The sequence below is a fragment of the Streptomyces sp. NPDC058812 genome (assembly GCF_042744565.1).
Classification (GTDB): domain Bacteria; phylum Actinomycetota; class Actinomycetes; order Streptomycetales; family Streptomycetaceae; genus Streptomyces; species Streptomyces thinghirensis.
On record NZ_JBHYOB010000026.1, the window covers coordinates 39,641 to 55,849 of the forward strand.

The window sequence follows — 16,209 nt, forward strand, 5'->3', positions numbered from 1 at the left end:
AACCTCCCGGGAATGACCGGAGAGACGACCGTACGTGCGGCCGTGCGGATCCACGGCCGGAGCGCGCAACGGCAGGAGGTGCGCGCCCTGTTGGACGGCCTGCGCACCCACAGCGGCCACCTCGTCGTGACCGGCGAACCCGGGCTCGGCCGGACCACCCTGCTCCACTGGGCCGCCCGCTCCTTCCGGGCCGGTCCCGTACTCCACCTCGGGCCCGGACCGGACCGAAGCGCACGTGTCACCGCCGGAGAACTGCTCGACACCCTGCGGTCGGCGGCCGGCGAGGCACCTCTGCTCGTGTGCGTCGACGACGCGCATCTGTGGGACGCCCCGGCCCGGACGGCCCTGGGCCGCGCGGCCGAACGCCTGGACCCCCCGGGCCGCGTCGGTGTGCTCCTCTCCGTCGCCGGACACCGCGCCGTCGACCCGGAGTACGCCCACCTGCCCGCCGTACGCCTGGACCCGCTCACGCCGCCGCAGGCCGACGCCCTGCTCGACGACGTGACCGACGGCGCCGCCGACCCGGCCGTCCGCGAGCAGCTGCTCGCCGAGGCGGAGGGGAACCCGGCCCTGCTCCTCGCCCTCGTCCGCCGGCTCTCACCGGCCGAACTGCGTGGGCACCGGTCCCCGCCCAGACCCCTGGCCGACGCCGCGATCCTGGCGGAGGTGGCGGGGGAGGCCCTGACCGGTCTGTCAGCGGACGCGCACGACCTGCTGCTGACGGTGGCGGCGGCCGTACGCGCCTCGGACGGACCGGACGTCGACGCGGGCCTGGTCTTCGACGCCGTACGGCACCTGCGGCCGGCGTCCACGTCGCCCCCCGCCCCTTTCCCGGGACCGCTTCCCGCGCTCCTCGCCCTGGCCGACGACCGGCTCCGCTTCCACGGCCCCCTGATCCGTCGTACGGTCCACGCCACCGCCGCACCGGACCGGCGCCGCGCAGCGCACCGCGCGCTGGCCGACGTGCTGGAGGCCGGCGGCCGGCGGCTCCCGGGGCTCCTGCACCGCTCCTGGTCCCTGACCGGCCCGTCGCCCGCGCCGTCGCTCGCGGACCGGCTCGCGGCGGTCGCGGCCGACGGCACGGTGCCGGGCTCGCCCCGGCTGCGCGCCACGGTGTACGCCCGTGCCGCCGAGCTGACGGCCGACGGCCCCGCCCGCGCGGAGCGGTACACGGCCGCGGCCGAGCAGGCGCTGCTCGCCGGCCGCCCCGACCGGGCACGCCCGCTGCTCGGCGCGGCCCGCGGCTGCGACCCCCCGGCCGGTGTACGGGGACGGGCCGAGCTGGTGCGTGGCCTGACGGAACTCCGGGACGGCCCCGTGGGCGACGCCCATCAGTCGCTGCTGCTGGCCGCGTCCCTGCTCGCCGCGGACGCCCCCGCCGACGCCGCGACCGCCGCCCTGGCCGCCGCCGACGCGGCCTGGGCGGCGGGTGACCTGTCGGCGTGCCTGGCCGCACTCGCGCCCGAACCGCCTTCGAAGACCCCGGCTCCCCGGCACACCGGCGCCCGGCGACCCACGGCGTACGTGGCCGACACCGTGCGCGACCACCGGGTCGGCATGCGGGCGCTGCTCGAAGGGCGGCTCGACCGGGCCGCCGTACCGCTCGGGCAGGTGGTGGAGCGGGCCAGGACCGAGGACCGCCCGGAGGGGCTGCTGCGGTCGGCGTCGGCCGCGTTGCTGCTCGGGGACGTGGACGCCGCCCGCCGGGCCGGGGCACGGGCCCTGGCCGCCGCCCGGCAGCTCGGGTCGGACGCGCTGGTGCCGCGGGCACTGGAGTACCTGGCCTACGCCGAACTGCGCGCCGGCCGGCACCCGCAGGCCCGCACCCACGCGGAGGAGGGACTGCGCACCGCGCTGCGGGCCGGCCAGCGCAACACGGCGGCCCACCACCGGGCGGTACTGGCCCTCGCGGCGTCGATCGAGGAGGAACCGGACGTCGTCGCCCGGCATGTGACGGCCGCGCTGACCACCGCCCGGCGACACGGACTCGCGCAGGCGGCCACCCTCGCGGAGTGGGCGGCGGCCCGGGCCGACCTCGGCCGGGGACGCCCCTACGACGCCGCCGACCGGCTCGGACTCCTGGTCCTGCCCGGACCCGGACGCGGACACTTCGCGGTGTGGCGGCTCGCCGTGCCGTGCTTCGTGGAGGCCGCGGTCCTCGCCGGACGCCACGAGGAGGCCCGCGCGGTTCTCACGGACTTCGCCGGGTGGGCGGCGTTCGGCGCCGATCCGCAGGCCGCCGCGCAACTGGCCCGCTGCCACGCCCTCCTCGCCCCGCCGGACCGCGCCGACGACCTCTACCGGCGCGCGCTCGCCCGGCACGACGAGGCGGGCGGCGACTTCGAACGGGCCCGCACCGCGCTCCTGTACGGCAAGTGGCTGCGCCGGCGGCGCAGGCCCCGTGAGGCCCGCGGCCGCCTGGGCACCGCGCTGGCCGGCTTCGACCGCTGCGGGGCCGGCGTCTGGGCGGCGCAGGCGCGCGACGAGCTGCGGGCGCTCGGAGCGGCCTCGCACGACTCGGGCGCCGGCGCGCTGTCCCGCCTGACGCCGCAGCAGTTGCGCATCGCCCGGCAGGTCGCCGAGGGCGCCACCAACCGCGAGGTCGCGCTGACCCTCGCGGTGAGCACCCGCACCGTCGACTACCACCTCCGCAAGGTCTTCGCGGCGCTCGGGGTACGGTCCCGCCTGGAGCTGGCCCGCATGGTCGAGCATGCCGGACAGGCCGGACGGGGCGAAAAGACCGGTGCACAACCCTAGGGACCGACCGGACGGTATGCCATCCTTCGGGGCAGGACGAGTCAGGGGGCAGGCTCGGCACGGGTGGACAGCCCGTCGCGGGGCGCCCCCGCAAGCCCTGGCCCGGGGAGGACCGCGATGCAGCACGCCGTACGGTCACGAGCAGCGATCCGCACCGGGCTGACGCCCGTACCACGCCCGCGGACACCGAGCGTCGCGTCGTTGATGGACGCCGACGCCCTGCGTGTCCTGCACCGGGCCGCCCGCGCCCTGCTCGACGACCTGCCCGACCTGGCCGACCGGCTGGTGGCCCTGCTGAAGGAGCAGGAGCCGGCCTACCGCGCGGCCCTCACGAAGGACCCCACCGCCACCTGGCAGGAGGCCCACCGCTCGCTGCGGCACAGCGTGGCCTCGCTGCTCGACCCGCGCGGCGCGCGGGAAGCGGCCCGCCGCTGCTCCTGGCGGATCGGCGCCACCCGTGCCGAGCAGGGGCTCCCGCTGGACGCGCTGCTGCACGCCTTCCGTCTCGGCGGCTCACTGGTGTGGCAGCGGTTGATCGAGGAGACCTCCCGGACCGCACCCGAGGACGTGCGCCTCCTCGTGCACGTGGCCGCCGACGTGTGGAACTTCGTCGACGAGCACTGCACCCTCGTCGCGGACGCCTACCGGCAGACCGAGTGGCAGCTCGCCCGACGCCGCGAGAACCGGGCCCGGCTGCTGGCGGCCGGTCTGCTCGACGGCACCAGCCGCATCGCCGACCTGCCCGAGGCCGCGCAGGCGCTGGGCCTGCCGGAGCAGGGCCGCTACGTCGTCGTCGCCGTCACCGGCCGGCACCCCGCACGGTCCGACGCCGCCCGCGCCGCCGCCGTGGCGTCCGGTACACGCGTCCACTGGCACGCCGGAGGGGAGGTCGACTACGGCATCGTCCTGGTCGGCGCCGGCAACGACGGGCTCCCGGGTCCGGAGGATGCCGAGCCCGGGCCGCATGCCGCGCTGTCCGGCGTCCGGATCGGTGTCGGCAGCCCGGTCGACGGACTCGCCTCCGTCGGCGAGGCCCGCCGGCACGCCGACACGGCCCTGGACATCTGCCCCGAGGCCGGCGGCACGGTCCGGCTCGCCGACCACCTCCCCGCCGCCCTCGTCGTCTCCAGCCCCGAGCTCGGCCGGGCCCTCGCCGAGAAGGTGCTCGGCCCCCTGCTGCGGCTGGAGCCGGCCGACCGTGAGGTGCTGCTGGACACCCTCACCACCTGGCTCGACTGCGACGGTTCGGCGCAGCGGGCCGGCGAACGCCTCTACTGCCACCGCAACACGGTCCTCAACCGCCTCCGCCGGTGCGAGCAGCTGACCGGCCGGTCGCTGGCCCGCCCGGCCGACGTCGTCGAAATGAGCCTGGCCCTGACCGCCCGGCGCGTCCTGCGCGACTGACGGACACGCGACGCCTCCGGCGCCTGGCCCCGGGCGCGGCTCCGTCCCGGCACCGGGCGGCGACCCGCGCTGCTCGTCGCAGCTCCGGGACACCCATCTCGGGCTCACCCCGCCTGCCCGTGGCCGAGGCGCGGGCCCCGCCGTCCCGGACGCCCGGGGCGGCGGGGGCCCGGGACGGCAGGGGGGCCCGGGACGCGGCCGTGCGGCGCGAATCCCGGCCCGTGGTCTCCCGGCGCGGCGTGGCCCCCGGTGCTCCGGTGCGCGCCGAGAAACGCTCGCGCAGGGCGTGGCTACGGTCCCGTCGCCTTGGCGGTGCGCGGAGGGTTGACTGTTGGTGCCCGTGGTGCCCGTGGTGCCCGTGGTGCCCGTGGTGCCCGTGGTGCCCGTGGTGCCGGTGGTGCCGGTGGTGCCGGTGGTGCCGGTGGTGCCGGTGGTGCCGGTGGTGCCGGTGGTGCCCGTGGTGTGCGCTTGGTGTCCTTGGTGCGTGCGCCCTCCCCGGGCGGCCTCGGCACCCGGCAGCGACGCGGCCCCCCGACGCGGCCCCCGGCGGGGCCCTCCGCCGCCCGGGTCTGGGCATCCGCACAGACTCTCCCGCCCGGGACTGGGACGCCGCAGCGACCCTGGCCGCGGCTCTGTACCGGCACCGGCGTGCGTGCTGTCGTGAGCTCCCCCTTTCCCGTCACCGTGCCGGCCTCGGCACGGTCCCAAGGAGCCGCGATGCCCGCAGCACCACCGGACGGCGAGCCCGCCCTGCACGTCGAGAGCCTCGACGTGAAGTACGGGCGCGCACTGTCCGCCCTCCGTTCCGTGTCCCTGACCGTCCCCTACGGCGGCGTGGTCGCGCTGCTCGGCGCCAACGGCGCCGGCAAGACGACGCTGCTGAGGGCCGTGTCGGGCACACTGCGCCTGCACCGCGGCGCGATCACGGCCGGCCGTGTCCGCTACGGCGACACGCCCCTGGACGGCCGGGACCCGGTCGCCGCCGTACGCGCCGGAGTCGTGCAGGTACCCGAGGGCAGGCGGGTGTTCGCCGGACTCAGCGTCGACGAGAACCTGCGGGCCGGCGGGCTCGGCCTGGGCCGGCGCGCCCCGGCCCAGGTCCGTGAGGCCCGGGAGCGGGTCTTCACGCTCTTCCCGCGGCTGGCCGAGCGCACCCGCCAGGCCGCCGGCCTGCTGTCCGGCGGCGAGCAGCAGATGCTCGCCATCGGCCGCGCCCTGATGGCCGCACCCCGCCTGCTCCTCCTCGACGAGCCCTCTCTCGGACTCGCCCCACTGATGGTGGACCGCATCGCCGAGGTCGTCCGCGAGATCAACACCCAGGGCACCGCCGTACTCCTCGTGGAACAGAACGCCGGCATGGCGTTGTCCCTCGCCGAACACGCCTACGTCCTGGAGGTCGGCGAGATCGGGCTGTCCGGGCCCGCCGGCGAACTCGCGCGGACGGACGCCGTACGCCGCCTCTACCTGGGCGACACCACTGACGGTCAGGGGGCCGCGTGACCACCCGTACCGCCGCACCCCCCGCGCTGGAGGTCCGGAACGTCACCGTGCGATTCGCCGGCCTCGTCGCCCTCGACGACGTCTCCTTCACCGTCGCCCCGGGCACCGCGCACGCCGTCATCGGCCCCAACGGCGCGGGCAAGTCCACCTGCTTCAACGTCCTGTCGGGGCTGTACCGGCCCACCGCCGGCACGGTACGGCTCGGCGACGCCGAGCTGACCCGGCTCGCCCCGCACAGGATCGCCGCCCTCGGAGTGGCCCGTACCTTCCAGAACATCGTCACCACCCAGGGCACCGTCGCCGACAACCTGATGCTCGGCCGCCACGCCCTGTCCCACGCCGGTTTCGCCGCCAGCGCCCTGCGTCTGCCGCGCGCCGTGCGCGAACAGCGCGAACACCTCGCCAAGGCCCGCGAGATCGCCGAGCTCACCGGCCTCGGCGCCCACTTCGACGCACCCGTCGCCCTGCTGTCCTACGGCGACCGCAAGCGGGTCGAACTCGCCCGCGCCCTCTGTCTGGAGCCCCGTGTACTGCTGCTCGACGAACCCGTGGCCGGCATGAACGCCGCCGAACGCACCCGCATGACCGAGGTCGTCCGGGAGATCCGCGCCGAACTCGGCCTGTCCGTCGTGCTGGTCGAGCACGACATGGGACTGGTCATGCGGCTCGCCGACGAGGTCACCGTCCTCGACTTCGGCAAGGCCATCGCCCACGGCACCCCGGACCAGGTCCGGCGCGACCCCGAGGTGCTGCGTGCCTACCTCGGCACCGACACCACCGGGGAGAACGCGGCATGACCGGCTTCCTCGACAACCTCCTCAACGGCCTCGCCCTGGGTTCCGTCTACGCCCTGATCGCCCTCGGCTTCGTCACCATCTTCAAGGCGTCGGGCGTGCTGAGCTTCGCCCACGGCTCGCTCCTGCTGCTCGGCGGGTACCTCGTCGCCGTCCTCCACGACGACATCGGCTTCGCCGGGGCGCTGGCCGTCGCGGTCCTCGTGACGGCCGCCGTCGCCGGGGCGCTGGACCGGCTGGTGCTCCAACGGGTCGGGGGGACCGACCCGCACGCCGCCCACGTCCAGACCATCGTCACCATCGGCATAGACATCGTCCTGGTCACCGACCTGGCCCGGCGGATCGGCGGTGACCTGCTGCCGCTCGGCGACCCGTGGGGCAACTCGGTGACCGACCTGGGCCCGGTGACCGTCGCCGACAGCCGTATCGCCGCGATCCTGGTGTCCGGCGTGGCCATCGGCGGCGCCTTCGCCCTCTTCCGGTTCACCCCCTGGGGCCTGTCGCTGCGCGCGGCGGCCGAGGACGGTGAGGCCGCCGCCCTCATGGGCGTACGGCTGACCCGCGTACGCACCGTCGCCTGGTGCCTGGCCGGCGGACTCGCCGCGCTCGCCGCGGTCTTCCTGGTCGCCTTCCCGGCACCGGGACTGGAGCGCACCACCGGGCAGATCGCCCTGAAGGCGTTCCCGGCAGCCATCCTCGGCGGCATGGCCTCCCCGGTCGGCGCCCTGGTCGGCAGCATGCTGATCGGCCTCACCGAGGCCTTCGTCGCCGGCTACCAGTCCGAACTGCACGTCCTCGGCGAGGGCTTCGGCGACGTCGCCCCGTACGCCGTGATGGTGCTGGTCCTCCTGGTACGCCCCGCCGGACTCTTCGCGGCGAAGGGAGCGGCACGTGTCTGACCTTCTCAAGAGGAGCACCCTCCTCAAGCGCGGCGGACTCCTCAAGCAGAGCCGGCTCCTGCTGCCCGCCCTCCTCCTGTGCGCCCTGCCCTTCTACCTGGACGCCTTCTGGCTGCGCATCGGCCTGTTCTCCATGGCCGCGGCCATCGGCGCCGTCGGTCTCGGCCTGCTCAGCGGCACCGCGGGACAGCTCTCCCTGGGGCACGCCTTCTTCCTCGCCGTCGGCGCCTACGGGTACGTATGGCTGGCGGGCGAGCCCGGACCGGGGCTGCCGCCGGCCGTCGCCGCCGTCCTCGCCGTGCTGCTCGCCGGAGCCGCGGGCGGCCTGTTCAGCCCCGTCGCCGGCCGGGTGAAGGGCATCTACCTCGGCGTGGCCACGCTCGCCCTGGTCTTCCTCGGCCACCACGTCCTGCTCACCGCCGACTCCGTCACCGGCGGCTTCAACGGACGCTCGGTGCCACCCCTGGAGATCGGCGGGTTCACCTTCGCCGAGACCGACCCGGAACTGACGGTGATGGGCGTGCCGTTCGGCGCCGAGGAACGGCTCTGGTACCTGGGGCTGGTCCTGTTCGCGGTGACCTGGTTCACCGCGCGCGGACTGCTGCGCGGGCGCCCCGGACGCGCCCTGGTGGCGCTGCGCGACAGCGAGACCGCGGCTTCCGTGATGGGCGTGCACGTGGCCCGGTACCGCTCGGCCGCGTTCGTCGTCTCCTCGATGTACGCGGGCCTCGCCGGAGTCCTCCTCGCGCTCTCCTTCCGCCGCGTCGTGCCCGACTACTTCTCGCTCCTCCTCTCCGTCGACTACCTCGCCATGATCGTCATCGGCGGCCTCGGGTCGGTGGCGGGCGCCACCGCCGGCGCCGTCTTCGTCACCGCGCTGCCCCTGCTGATGACCCGCTACGCCGACCAGTTGCCGCTGGTGGCGACCCCGGGCTCCGGAGACGGCTCGATCGGCCCGACCGAGGCCTCCCGCTACCTCTACGGCGCGGCGATCGTCGTGATCCTGCTCTACGCCCCGGACGGCCTGCACGGACTGGCCCGACGGACCCGCGCACGCCTGCGCCGCAAGCCACCCGTCACCGGCCCTCCCGACGCCGGGTCCACGCCCCGGCCCTCCGCCACCACCGCCAACGCCGCACGAACCAAGGAGCACACCCCGTGAACGTCACGCACTCCAGGCCCCGCACCACTCGGACCGCCGCCCTGGCCGCGGCACTGGCCGCCGTGCTGCTCGCGGGCACCGCATGCAGCTCGAAGGCGGACGGCGGGAGCACCGACGACGCCGCCGACGGCGTCAAGGCCGGCCCCGGAGTCAGCGACAAGGCCATCAAGCTGGGCGCGCTGACCGACCTCACCGGCCCCTACGCCACCCTCGGCAAGAGCATCGTGCAGGCCCAGCAGATGTGGGCCGACGAGACCAACGCCGCGGGCGGCATCTGCGGCCGCAAGGTCGAGATCGTCGTCAAGGACCACGGCTACGACGTGCAGAAGGCGGTCACCGCCTACGCCGACATCTCCCCGGACGTCGTCGCCCTGCCCCAGGTCATCGGCTCGCCGGTGGTCGCGGCCCTGCTCGACGACATCGAGCGGGACCACATGCTGACCTTCCCGCAGGCCTGGGCCGCCTCCCTGCTCGGCATGGACCCCGTCCAGGTCCTCGGCACCACCTACGACCTCGACATGATCGCCGCCGTCGACTTCTTCACCCGCACCAAGAAGCTCGCCAAGGGCGACTCGATCGGCCACGTGTACTTCGAGGGCGACTACGGCGCCAACGCGCTGGAGGGCTCCGAGTGGGCCGCGGAGCAGGCGGGGATGAAGGTGGTGGGTCAGAAGATCAAGGCCACGGACACCGATCTGACCGCGCAGGTGTCGGCGCTGAGCAAGGCCGGGGTGAAGGCGATCCTGATCAGCGCGGGCCCCGCCCAGACCGCCTCCCTCGCCGGCGTGGCCGCCGCCCGGGGCCTGAAGGTGCCGATCGTCAGCAGCGCTCCCGGATACTCCCCGCAGCTGATGAAGACGCCCGCGGCGCCGGCGCTGGAGGCCATGGTCCACGTGGTCAGCGCCGCACCGGCGGTCAGCTCCGACCTGCCGGGCGTCAAGAAGATGGTCGCCTCCTACACCAAGAAGTACCCGGGCGAGCCGGTCGACTCCGGCGCGCTCTCGGGCTACAACGCCGCCCAACTGATGGGCGACGACCTGAAGAAGGCGTGTGAGGGCGGCAGCCTCACCCGACAGGACCTGGTCAAGGCGCACCGCTCGCAGAAGAACGCCGACACCGGCCTCGGCACCCCGCAGAACTTCACCCTGGTGACCGAGCCGGCCAGCCGGTCCACCTACGTGCTGAAGCCCGACGCCAAGGCGACCGGCGGCCTGGTCGGCGTGGAGGAGGCCCACAAGGCGCCCGGCGTCGACGCGTACCTGGCCGCACGCGGCTGACCCGTGTGGGTGGCCGTCAACTCGACTGCCCCGCAGTCACCTTGGCGGCCACCTGGTCCGCGTACTGGTTTCCCTGACCGCCGGGTCTCTAGGATGTACTCTCGGTCATGCCAGTGCAGTTGGCGCGGTACAGAGCTGGGGGAACGATGCAAGCCGACAAGCAGTTGTCCACGGAGATCGACGCCAACGTGCCAACGGCCGCACGTATGTACGACTACTACCTCGGCGGCAAGGACAACTACGCGGCCGACCGGGCGGCGGTCGCGGAACTCGACAAGGTCGTCCCCAGCACCCGTCGGCTCGCGCTGAACAACCGGCGCTTCCTGCAGCGGGTCGTCAGGACCCTCGCGGAGGACTACGGCATCCGCCAGTTCCTGGACCACGGCTCCGGCCTGCCCACGCAGGACAACGTCCACCAGATCGCGCAGCGCGTCGCCCCGGACTCCCGTGTCGTGTACGTCGACAACGACCCGATGGTGCTGGTACACGGCCGTGCGCTGCTCGACCAGAACGACCGGACCGCCGTCATCCACGCCGACATGCGTTCGACGGAGGAGATCTTCTCCCACCCGGACACCCAGCGCCTGATCGACTTCTCGCAGCCGGTGGCCGTGCTGTTCAACTCGGTCTTCCACTGCATCCCGGACAGCGACACCGACGGCCCGATGGCCGTGATCCGCCGCGTCACCGAGCGGCTGGTACCCGGGAGCTACGCCGTGATGTGCCAGCTGGTCAGCGACGACGCCGAGGTGCGGGAGTCCGTCACGGCCTTCATGGACCAGGCGACGCAGGGGCACTGGGGCCGGGTCCGCGAGCCCAAGGACGTCGAGGCCTACTTCGAGGGCATGGACATCCTGGAGCCGGGCCTGGTGGAGGTCTCCACCTGGCGTCCGGACAGTGAGGTGGCTCCGCGCCAGCTCACCGACGAGTGGATCGAGTTCGGCGGTCTGGGCCGCATCCGCTAGCGGAGAAGCATCCGGGCCGCGCGCTACGCGTGCGGCCCTTCTCTTTCGCGTCGCTACTTCTCGACTTCTTCGCGTCGCTACTTCTCGGCGTAGCGCTGCGCCATCGTCTCGCGCAGCAGTTCCAGTGACTCGCGCGGAGTGAGCGCCTCGTCGGCCAGGCGGTCCAGCGCGACCCGGTACTCCTCGGTCTCGTCGCGGTCCTCCAGGAAGTTGGCGCTCTTGATGTGCTCCAGGTAGACCACGTCGGGCAGGTCGATGCCGCCGAAACGCAGATAGGTGATGGGGATCGCGGGTGCCGACGCGTTCGTCACGTCCAGCGGCACGATCTGCAGCGTCACATGGGGCTGCCCGGCCATCTCGACGAGGTGCGCGAGTTGTTCACGCATGACTTCGCGGCTGCCCAGTACTCGCAGCAACACGGACTCGTCGATGATCGCCCACAACTGAGGCGCGTCACCGCGGTGCAGCAACTCCGCACGGCGCTTACGCAGTTCGACACGCCGCTGGACCTCACCGGCAGGCGCGTTCGGCAGGCCCCGCTCGACCACGGCCCGGGTGTAGTCCGCGGTCTGGAGCAGGCCGGGGACGTACTGGATCTCGAAGGTCCGGATGGTCGCCGCGGCCTCCTGGAGTCCGACCAGACGGTCGAACCACTCGGGCATGAGGCGCTTGTCGTACCGCTGCCACCAGCCCGGTTCGCCGGCACGCTGCAACAGCTTGACCAGTACCGAGGCCTCGTAGGCGTCGGTGCCGTACCGCTCCAGGATCGCGCGGACGTCCGTCTCCGTCGGAGGTTTGCGGCCCTTGCCCGACTCGATGCGGGAGAGCTTCGCCGGGCTGAACCCGATGTCGCGTGCCGCCTGTTCCTGGGACAGGCCTGCGTCCTCGCGGAAGCCCGCCAGCTGAACACCGACAAGCATCTTCAGCAGAGTCGGAGCCGGCTCGGCCCGGTCCAGATAGGGTTCGAGACGGGAGAGGCGATGCGATGCGGCGGACATCCTGACTCCCAGCAGACCGGCAGACTTGAGAAACCACACTATCTCATCCCGCATGTGCCTGCCGCATCAGCCCGTGGAAAACGGGTAGTTGGCCTCCGCTTCACGATGGCCGCCCGCGTCGCCGGCCGCTCCCGGCCCCGCTTCACAGCAGGTGGTCGAACTCGCCCTCCTTGGCCCCGGCCAGGAAGGCGGCCACCTCCGCGGAGGTGTAGACGAGCGCGGGGCCGTCCGGATCACGGGAGTTGCGCATCGCGATGCCTCCGTCCACGAGGGCGACCTCGACGCAGTTGCCCTCGGCGTTGCTGTGCCGACTCTTCTTCCAGCAGGCGTCCAACAGGCTGGCCTGCACTCCGTTGCGCACTGGTGGCACCGCGGTCTCCTTGCCGTTCGGGGGAGCGGACCGAGTCCCGTCGGTCCCCGTGCGCTCCCATCCGATTTTTTTCGCGCAATTTCTCGTGCAATTGCACGCGAGCGCTGTCTGCGTGGATAATAGCCGTGGCGTCAACCCCTCGGTCGACGCCCGATTCTGACGTCGCATCAGGGAGATGCCGTGTCGTCACCTGTGCATCCAGCGCTCCGGTCGCCCGGCGAACCCGTGTCGGAGGCAGGCCCCGCGAGCCGGTTCGGAGAGCGTCCGCGCGCGGCGCCGCCGGCCGCAGGCCGGGGCGAGTGGCCGTTCCCCGCTCCCCACGCGAAGCACCACGCCGCAGGTGGCCGACCCGCTTCCGCGGTGCTGCGCATCGCGTGCAGCGGGGAGGGGTTCGCCCGGGCCCGGGTCTTCACGCGGGACACGTTGAGCGGCTGGTCGCTGGACCGGCACGCCGACGACGCGGTCCTCGTGATCACCGAGCTCGTCTCCAACGCCGTGAGGCACGCGGTGCCGTCGGTGGCGGCCGGCGCGCCCGAGGTCAGGCTGGGACTCGCCCTGGACTCCGACCACCTGACGCTGACCGTCTCCGATCCCGGGGACAACGCGCCCGTGTTCGACCCGTCCGGAATCTCCGCACTCCAGGAGCACGGACGCGGCCTGTGCATCATCGACGCCCTCGCGGAGGAGTGGGGCTGGACCCCGAGGCCTCCGGCGGGCAAGACCGTCTGGGTCAAGTTGTCGACCCGCCCCCTCACCTGACCCGACTGCCGCGGAAGGGCCCCACACCATGCGCAGCGCTCCGAAACCCGAGCCGAGTATCCGGCGCACCGACCGTCAGACGCAGCCGCCCGGCTCGCCCCGGGCCGCCGGCCCCCTCGCGGGGCTGGACGGCGTGCCGTGGAGCGAGATCCAGGACTCCAGCGGCTCCGCCGCGGCCATTCCCCGTCTGCTGCGCAAGGTCGCCCTGGGGGACGCCGAGACCGCCCGTGCCGCCCTCGGCGATCTGCGGAAACGCATCTGCCAGTACGGCTTCGTCGTCGAACAGGCCACCGCCGCGACCGTCCCCTTCCTGTGGGAACTGGCACAGCGGCCCCAGGTGAGCTGCCGGGCGCAGATCATCCAGCTGCTCAAGAACATCGCCGACGCCCGCCAGTGGGAGACCACCGCCACCGCCTACCCCAAGCTGCTCAACCACCGGGAGAACCCCGTGGCATGGGAGCGCGCGGCGCGGCAGGCCGTCCGCGCCCGGCGGGACGGCCTGGAGCGGCTGCTGGCCGAGGGCGACAGCGAGATCGCACGGGCCACGACCGAACTGGCCCGCACACTCGGGGACTGAGACCCGCGCCCTCCACGGGGGAGAAGGCGCGGGTCTCCTTCTGGCGCATCGACGCATCGACGCACGGGCGTACGGGCGTACGGGCGTTCCGGCCTTCGGAACGGTGTGGCGTACTCCTCGCCGAGGGGGTAGGAAAGCGCGGAATGAAAGCGCTTGCCCCACTCGGTCACCAGGAGGACCACGCCGATGGCGTCGCCGCCCGAAAAGCCACTCGATCACCGCTATCGGGGCGAACACCCGATACGCACGCTCGTCTACCTGTTCCGCGCCGACCGCCGCCGTCTGGCGGGGGCGGTCGCGGTCTTCACCGTCAAGCACAGTCCCGTCTGGCTGCTGCCCCTCATCACCGCGTCGATCATCGACACCGTCGTCCAGCACGGACCGATCGGCGATCTGTGGACCAGTACCGGGATCATCATGTTCATCCTGGTGGTCAACTACCCACTGCACCTGCTGTACGTCCGTCTCCTGTACGGCAGCGTGCGCCGCATGGGCACCGCCCTGCGTTCCGCGCTGTGCACCCGCATGCAGCAGCTCTCCATCGGCTACCACTCGCGCGTCAGCGCCGGCGTCCTCCAGGCCAAGGTGGTCCGGGACGTGGAGACGGTGGAGCAGATGGTGCAGCAGACCGCGGAGACGGGGCTGGGCGCGTTCACCGTCCTCACCGGCGGCCTGGTCATCATCGCCGTGCGCACGCCGGAGTTCCTGCCGGTCTTCCTCGTCGTCGTACCCGCCGCCTCCCTCCTCGTGGCCCGGCTCCGCGCCCGGCTGCGCAGCCACAACGAGCACTTCCGCCACGAGGTCGAGACCCTGTCCTCCAGGGTCACGGAGATGACCCGGCTCATTCCGGTCACCCGCGCCCACGGACTGGAGGGCAAGGCGCTGCGCCGCATGGACGGCACCCTGGACCGCCTGCTGACCTCCGGCAACCGCCTGGACCTGGTCAACGGCCGCTTCGGCTCGCTGTCCTGGGTCGTGCTCAACGTGGTCGGCGTACTGGTCCTCGCGGGCGCCGCGCTGATCTCGTACCACGACGTCTGGGGCGTCTCCGCCGGCGACGTCGTCATGCTCAGCGCCTTCCTGACCACCCTCACCAACTCCACGACAACGTTGGCAGGGCTGGCGCCGGTCATCACGAAGGGCCTGGAGTCCGTCCGTTCGGTCGGCGAGGTGCTCCAGGCCCCCGAACTGGAGGACAACGAGGGGAAGGCGGAGCTCACCGCGCTGCGCGGCGCCGTCACCTTCGAGGGCGTCGGGCACCTCTACGAGAGCGACGGGCGGCCCGCGGTCAGCGACTTCACGCTCGCGGTCCGACCCGGCGAGACCATCGCGCTGGTGGGCGCGTCCGGCGCCGGCAAGTCCACCGTCCTCAACCTGGTCATCGGCTTCCTGCGGCCGACCGCGGGCCGGCTGCTGCTCGACGGCACCGACATGAACACCCTCGACCTGCGCACGTATCGGCGCTTCGTCTCGGTGGTGCCGCAGGAGTCCATCCTCTTCGACGGCACGATCCGGGAGAACGTCGCCTACGGCATGGACGACGCCGACGAGGAGGCGGTGCGTGCGGCCCTGCGCGACGCCAACGCGCTGGAGTTCGTCGACCGGCTGCCGCAGGGCCTCGACACCCTCGTCGGGGAGCACGGGGCACGGCTCTCCGGTGGCCAGCGCCAGCGCCTGGCCATCGCCCGCGCCCTGATCCGGGACCCCAGGGTGCTCATCCTGGACGAGGCCACCTCGGCGCTGGACACCCGCTCGGAGGCGCTCGTCCAGCAGGCGCTGGCCAGGCTCCTGCGCGGGCGCACCACGTTCGTCGTCGCGCACCGGCTGTCCACCGTGCGGGGCGCGGACCGGATCGTGGTGATGGGTGAGGGCCGGATCCAGGAGGCCGGAACCCACGAGGAACTGCTGGGCAGGGGAGGGGCGTACGCGGCACTGCACAGCGGCCAGGCCGCCTGACCGGGGCCCGGCGGTCCGTGCCCGGACGTCAGGCCCCGGCCGGGGCGGCGCCCAGTACCTGGCCGGTGAAGTCCGCCAGTTGGGCCCGCATCCGCTCGGGCGGCACGCCCTCCGGGCCGGCCAGGTGCTCGACCAGGTCGGCCCGGACGGCGGCGAGCAGCGCGTGGGCGGCGAAGTCGCCGTCGGCGAGGCCGGGAACCTGCTCCAGCATGGTGCGCAGGAGGGTGTGCCAGCGTCCGTAGTGCTCCGCCCCGTAGGGACTGTCGCTGCCGGCGCCCTCCAGGGCCAGCGCGAGGCGGCGGTTGTCGAGTTTGAAGCACAGGAGCGCGTCGAGCACGGCGGGGACGCGCTGCGGCGGGGGAGCGCCGGGGCCCAGCGGTGGCGGCCCCGTCGTGACGGCCTCCTCGATCGGCTCCAGCCGTGCCTCGTACAGCGCCTTGATCAGTCCGGTCCGGTCGCCGAAGGCCCGGAAGAGCGTCCCCTTGCCGACGCCGGCCGCCGCCGCGACGTCCGCCATGGTCACGTCGTCCGGGTGCTCGCAGCGGACGAACAGGGTGTCGGCGGCCGCGAGCACGGCCGCCCGGTTGCGGGCCGCGTCCTTGCGGGGCTTGCGCTCGGTCACGGGGTCTCCTCCGTCGCAGGCTCGGTGGGTGTCGGGTGTGTGTCGGTGCATGTGGGTGGCCGGCGGTGCGCGTCGGTGGACCGAAGGGCGTGTTGCAAAGCGGACCACCGGTCCGTATCGTTTGAAGCGGACTTGCGGTCCGCATTCTATGCGACGAGGAGCACCCACT

General features: G+C 73.5%; 14 protein-coding genes. 11 read left to right on the forward strand and 3 right to left on the reverse strand.

All coding sequences use genetic code 11. From position 1 onward, the window contains the following. Positions 1-12 precede the first annotated feature (12 nt). The 8 genes from ACFW48_RS34950 to ACFW48_RS34985 all read left to right on the forward strand — a co-directional run bounded on the left by ACFW48_RS34950 (position 13) and on the right by ACFW48_RS34985 (position 10,758). Complete coding sequence (locus ACFW48_RS34950; RefSeq protein WP_386322128.1) at positions 13-2,757, forward strand: LuxR C-terminal-related transcriptional regulator; 2,745 nt, start codon at positions 13-15, stop codon at positions 2,755-2,757. A gap of 117 nt (positions 2,758-2,874) precedes the next feature. Next, the gene (locus ACFW48_RS34955; RefSeq protein ID WP_386322129.1) at positions 2,875-4,161 is read left to right on the forward strand and encodes a PucR family transcriptional regulator; all 1,287 of its coding nucleotides are present in this window, start codon (positions 2,875-2,877) and stop codon (positions 4,159-4,161) included. A gap of 717 nt (positions 4,162-4,878) precedes the next feature. Further along, positions 4,879-5,661, forward strand: coding sequence for an ABC transporter ATP-binding protein (locus ACFW48_RS34960; RefSeq protein WP_386322131.1), 783 nt, complete (start codon positions 4,879-4,881; stop codon positions 5,659-5,661). Then, on the forward strand, positions 5,658-6,458 hold the full coding sequence (locus ACFW48_RS34965) for an ABC transporter ATP-binding protein (RefSeq protein ID WP_386322133.1): 801 nt from the start codon (positions 5,658-5,660) through the stop codon (positions 6,456-6,458). The genes ACFW48_RS34960 and ACFW48_RS34965 overlap by 4 nt, the downstream gene beginning before the upstream one ends. Then, complete coding sequence (locus tag ACFW48_RS34970) at positions 6,455-7,354, forward strand: branched-chain amino acid ABC transporter permease (protein ID WP_386322135.1); 900 nt, start codon at positions 6,455-6,457, stop codon at positions 7,352-7,354. The genes ACFW48_RS34965 and ACFW48_RS34970 overlap by 4 nt, the downstream gene beginning before the upstream one ends. Positions 7,355-7,412: 58 nt before the next feature. Continuing rightward, on the forward strand, positions 7,413-8,516 hold the full coding sequence (locus ACFW48_RS34975) for a branched-chain amino acid ABC transporter permease (protein ID WP_386322185.1): 1,104 nt from the start codon (positions 7,413-7,415) through the stop codon (positions 8,514-8,516). Further along, on the forward strand, positions 8,513-9,793 hold the full coding sequence (locus ACFW48_RS34980; protein WP_386322137.1) for an ABC transporter substrate-binding protein: 1,281 nt from the start codon (positions 8,513-8,515) through the stop codon (positions 9,791-9,793). The genes ACFW48_RS34975 and ACFW48_RS34980 overlap by 4 nt, the downstream gene beginning before the upstream one ends. Before the next feature lie 146 nt (positions 9,794-9,939). Further along, positions 9,940-10,758, forward strand: a complete 819-nt coding sequence (locus tag ACFW48_RS34985) for an SAM-dependent methyltransferase (protein WP_386322139.1) — start codon at positions 9,940-9,942, stop codon at positions 10,756-10,758. Positions 10,759-10,835: 77 nt separating this feature from the next. On the opposite strand, the gene ACFW48_RS34990 is transcribed toward ACFW48_RS34985, so the two are convergent. Both ACFW48_RS34990 and ACFW48_RS34995 read right to left on the reverse strand, forming a co-directional pair. Continuing rightward, complete coding sequence (locus ACFW48_RS34990; protein WP_386322140.1) at positions 10,836-11,756, reverse strand: helix-turn-helix domain-containing protein; 921 nt, start codon at positions 11,754-11,756, stop codon at positions 10,836-10,838. Between the two features lie 142 nt (positions 11,757-11,898). Next, positions 11,899-12,126 carry a DUF397 domain-containing protein gene (locus ACFW48_RS34995; protein WP_114531800.1) on the reverse strand — a complete coding sequence of 76 codons (228 nt, stop codon included), beginning with the start codon at positions 12,124-12,126 and terminating at the stop codon, positions 11,899-11,901. Between the two features lie 360 nt (positions 12,127-12,486). On the opposite strand from ACFW48_RS34995, the gene ACFW48_RS35000 reads away from it, so the two are divergent. From ACFW48_RS35000 to ACFW48_RS35010, 3 genes are all read left to right on the forward strand, one after another. Further along, a complete protein-coding gene (locus ACFW48_RS35000) occupies positions 12,487-12,885 on the forward strand; it encodes an ATP-binding protein (protein WP_386322142.1) in 399 nt (132 codons plus the stop codon). A gap of 28 nt (positions 12,886-12,913) precedes the next feature. Then, a complete protein-coding gene (locus tag ACFW48_RS35005) occupies positions 12,914-13,462 on the forward strand; it encodes a hypothetical protein (RefSeq protein WP_386322144.1) in 549 nt (182 codons plus the stop codon). A 186-nt stretch (positions 13,463-13,648) separates the two neighbouring features. Continuing rightward, positions 13,649-15,418 (forward strand): ABC transporter ATP-binding protein, encoded by a 1,770-nt coding sequence (locus ACFW48_RS35010; protein WP_386322146.1) that lies wholly within the window; start codon positions 13,649-13,651, stop codon positions 15,416-15,418. A gap of 28 nt (positions 15,419-15,446) precedes the next feature. On the opposite strand, the gene ACFW48_RS35015 is transcribed toward ACFW48_RS35010, so the two are convergent. Continuing rightward, on the reverse strand, positions 15,447-16,040 hold the full coding sequence (locus ACFW48_RS35015; RefSeq protein WP_386322148.1) for a TetR/AcrR family transcriptional regulator: 594 nt from the start codon (positions 16,038-16,040) through the stop codon (positions 15,447-15,449). Positions 16,041-16,209: the final 169 nt, after the last annotated feature.

Excerpts from the sequence above, each read along its gene's own strand:
- ACFW48_RS34955 (WP_386322129.1), top strand. The coding sequence starts at position 2,875 with ATGCAGCACGCCGTACGGTCACGAGCAGCGATCCGCACCGGGCTGACG.
- ACFW48_RS34970 (WP_386322135.1), top strand. The coding sequence starts at position 6,455 with ATGACCGGCTTCCTCGACAACCTCCTCAACGGCCTCGCCCTGGGTTCC.
- ACFW48_RS34950 (WP_386322128.1), top strand. The coding sequence starts at position 13 with ATGACCGGAGAGACGACCGTACGTGCGGCCGTGCGGATCCACGGCCGG.
- ACFW48_RS34985 (WP_386322139.1), top strand. The coding sequence starts at position 9,940 with ATGCAAGCCGACAAGCAGTTGTCCACGGAGATCGACGCCAACGTGCCA.
- ACFW48_RS35005 (WP_386322144.1), top strand. The coding sequence starts at position 12,914 with ATGCGCAGCGCTCCGAAACCCGAGCCGAGTATCCGGCGCACCGACCGT.
- ACFW48_RS34990 (WP_386322140.1), bottom strand. The coding sequence starts at position 11,756 with ATGTCCGCCGCATCGCATCGCCTCTCCCGTCTCGAACCCTATCTGGAC.
- ACFW48_RS35010 (WP_386322146.1), top strand. The coding sequence starts at position 13,649 with ATGGCGTCGCCGCCCGAAAAGCCACTCGATCACCGCTATCGGGGCGAA.
- ACFW48_RS34960 (WP_386322131.1), top strand. The coding sequence starts at position 4,879 with ATGCCCGCAGCACCACCGGACGGCGAGCCCGCCCTGCACGTCGAGAGC.